3 protein-coding genes are annotated in these 2961 nt (G+C 57.8%); all 3 read left to right on the plus strand.

The window, feature by feature from the left end; genetic code table 11:
* A partial coding sequence (locus WB528_RS15915) for a gluconate 2-dehydrogenase subunit 3 family protein (RefSeq protein WP_423889368.1) occupies positions 1-555 on the plus strand: 555 nt, incomplete at its 5' end.
* A 3-nt stretch (positions 556-558) separates the two neighbouring features.
* Positions 559-2325, plus strand: coding sequence for a GMC family oxidoreductase (locus tag WB528_RS15920; protein ID WP_423889369.1), 1767 nt, complete (start codon positions 559-561; stop codon positions 2323-2325).
* Positions 2326-2342: 17 nt separating this feature from the next.
* Positions 2343-2961 (plus strand): c-type cytochrome (locus tag WB528_RS15925; RefSeq protein WP_423889370.1); only part of this gene is annotated, 619 nt, incomplete at its 3' end.

The raw sequence follows: 2961 nt of genomic DNA on the forward strand, positions 1-2961 counted from the left end.
ATAGACGCAGCGGTCAGCCGCCTCATTCCGGCCGACGAACTGGGCCCGGGTGCTAAGGAAGCCGGCGTCACCTTTTTCATCGACCAGCAGATCGCGGGTTCCTTCGGCCGCGCCGAGACCTGGTACATGCAGGGTCCGTGGAAGAAAGGCACGCCGGAGCAAGGCTACCAACTCAAGCTCACGCCCGCTCAGCTCTATCGAGCCGGTATTCAATCGATTGATGATTATTGCCGGCGCACGTTCAATAACAAGACGTTTGCGGAACTCGGCGCAAGCGACCAAGACAAAATCCTTCATGGCCTTGAGAAGGGCGAGATCGAGCTCGCGGACGCCCCTGCCAAAGAGTTCTTCGCCATGCTCTGGCAGAACACCAACGAAGGCTTTTTCGCTGATCCAATCTACGGCGGCAACCGCGATTTTGCCGGGTGGAAGCTAATTGGATTCCCTGGCCCACGCTACAACTATGTCAACGAAATCGAACAATACGGCAAACCCTACACGCTACCCACGGTGGGACTAATGGGGCGCAACGGAACTCCGGTGCGGAAGGGCTGAACCATGGCTACAAAACTCAAATCGGTCGACGTGGTTCTGGTTGGGTTTGGTTGGACAGCATCCATTCTCGCAAAAGAGCTCACCGACGCCGGGCTCCAGGTACTGGCGATTGAGCGCGGCAAGTTCCGCGACACAGTGCCGGACTTCGCGACCACGCATATTCAGGATGAACTAAGATATGCGGTTCGGAATGGGCTGTTTGAAGAGCCGGCGCGGGAGACGCTGACCTTTCGTAATTCACTTGATCAGGAAGCATTGCCCATGCGCCACCTCGGCTCGTTCAACCCGGCGTCCGGCGTTGGCGGCGCCGGCGTCCATTGGAACGGTCAGAACTGGCGTTTCCTGCCCACCGATTTCAAGATTCGCAGTCACACCGAAACGCGTTACGGCAAGGACTTTATTCCGGCCGACATGACGATTCAGGACTGGGGCGTCACCTACGAGGAGCTTGAGCCCTACTACGACAAGTTCGAGTATCTCTGCGGAATTTCCGGACAGGCTGGCAACCTCGAGGGCAAGATACAGCCCGGCGGCAACCCTTTCGAGGGACCGCGAGCTCGCGCATATCCGCTGCCGCCGCTCAAACGCAGCTACGCGACCGTGCTCTTCGACAAGGCGGCAAAGGAGATCGGTCTTAAACCGTTTCCGTGCGCGGCCGCGAACACGTCGCAGCCGTACAAGAATCCCTACGGAGTACAGATGGGCGAATGCACCTACTGCGGTTATTGTGAATGGTTCGCCTGCGGCAACTACTCAAAATCTTCGCCCCAGACCACGATCCTTCCCGCGCTGCTCCCGAAGGACAACTTCTCCTATCGGACACTCTGCGACGTTACCCGCGTCAATCTTGATTCCACTGGCAAACGCGCCACGGGTGTGACCTATGTCGACGTGCAAGGCCGCGAATTCGAGCAGCCGGCAGAACTCGTCATCCTGTGTGCCTTCGCCCAGCACAACGTCCATCTGTTGTTGCTCTCCGGCATCGGCGCACCATACGATCCGAAGACAAACCAGGGCGTGACCGGCAGAAACTATGCTTACCAGATAACGTCATCAGTCAGTGTGTTCCTCGATGAAAATATGAACCCGTTCATGGGTGCTGGCGCGCTGGGGCAAGCGGTCGACGAATTCAACGGCGACAACTTCGACCACGGGCCTCTCGGCTTCCTCGGCGGCGGATATATCGCGCTTTGGACGACCGGCGGAAGGCCGATTTTGCAGCAGCACGCGGTCCCCGAGGGTACGCCGAAATGGGGAGGCGGCTTGAAAAGAGCGATGCACGAAAATTATCTGAAAAGCGTTTCGATCGCCACCCATGGCAGCGTGATGAGTTATCGTGATTCATACCTCGATCTCGATCCCACGTACCGCGATGTATATGGCAATCCGCTATTGCGATTGACTTTCGACTTCCACGATAACGAACGCAAGATGTCGAAATTTGAGACGGACAAGGCGGCGCTGATCGCCAAAGCGATGAATCCGCGGTCGATCAAGATCAACTATCGCGAGGGTCATTATTCCATCCTGCCGTATGAGACGACGCACAATACGGGCGGGGCCGCCATGGGGGCGGACCCCAAAACGAGTGTGGTGAATCCCTACCTGCAGTCGTGGGACGTCTCCAACGTGTTTGTAATGGGGTCGTCCGTCTTCCCGCAAAACCCCGGCTACAACCCGACAGGCACAGTCGGCGCGCTCGCCTATTGGGCCGCGGACGCGATCAGGACCAAGTACCTTAAGAACCCGGGCCCGCTCGTTCACGCCTGACCGGAAGGAACGGCATCATGCGCACAACGAAACTTGCGTTCGGGCTCGTGGGATTGCTCGGTCTATCGCTTTCGACTGCCGTCTCGGCACAGGCGCAAGGCACCACTTACACGACCATCGAGAGAGGGCGCTACCTCGTCAATGCTGGCGACTGCGCATCTTGCCATACCGGCCAGGGTGGTAAGCCATACGCCGGCGGGCTCGCTGTGCCCACGCCTTTCGGCACCATTTATTCCACCAATATCACTCCGGATGAGGCAACCGGCATCGGCAACTGGTCGGAACAGGATTTCTACAAAGCGATGCATGACGGCATCCGTCGTGACGGCAAGCACCTCTATCCTGCCTTCCCTTACCCCTGGTTCACCAAGATAAGCCGTGATGACGTGCGCGCGATCAAGGCTTTCCTCGATACGCTTACGCCGGTACGGCAGAAAAACAAACCAACTGAGCTCTCCTGGCCGTTAAACGTTCGGGAAGTGATGGCAGGATGGAACGAACTGTATTTCCATGACGGCGCCTTTGAACCAGATCCAAAGAAGTCGGAACAGTGGAACCGCGGCGCTTACCTGGTCGAGGGTCTCGGTCATTGCGGTGCGTGTCATACGGCAACGACCGTGTTGGGCGGTTCAAAGA

Origin of the sequence: Bradyrhizobium sp. (genome assembly GCF_049586575.1) — a bacterium.
Lineage (GTDB): Bacteria > Pseudomonadota > Alphaproteobacteria > Rhizobiales > Xanthobacteraceae > Bradyrhizobium.

Bases quoted from the DNA above. Each gene is read 5' to 3' on its own strand.
- WB528_RS15920 (WP_423889369.1), top strand. From the start codon at position 559: ATGGCTACAAAACTCAAATCGGTCGACGTGGTTCTGGTTGGGTTTGGT.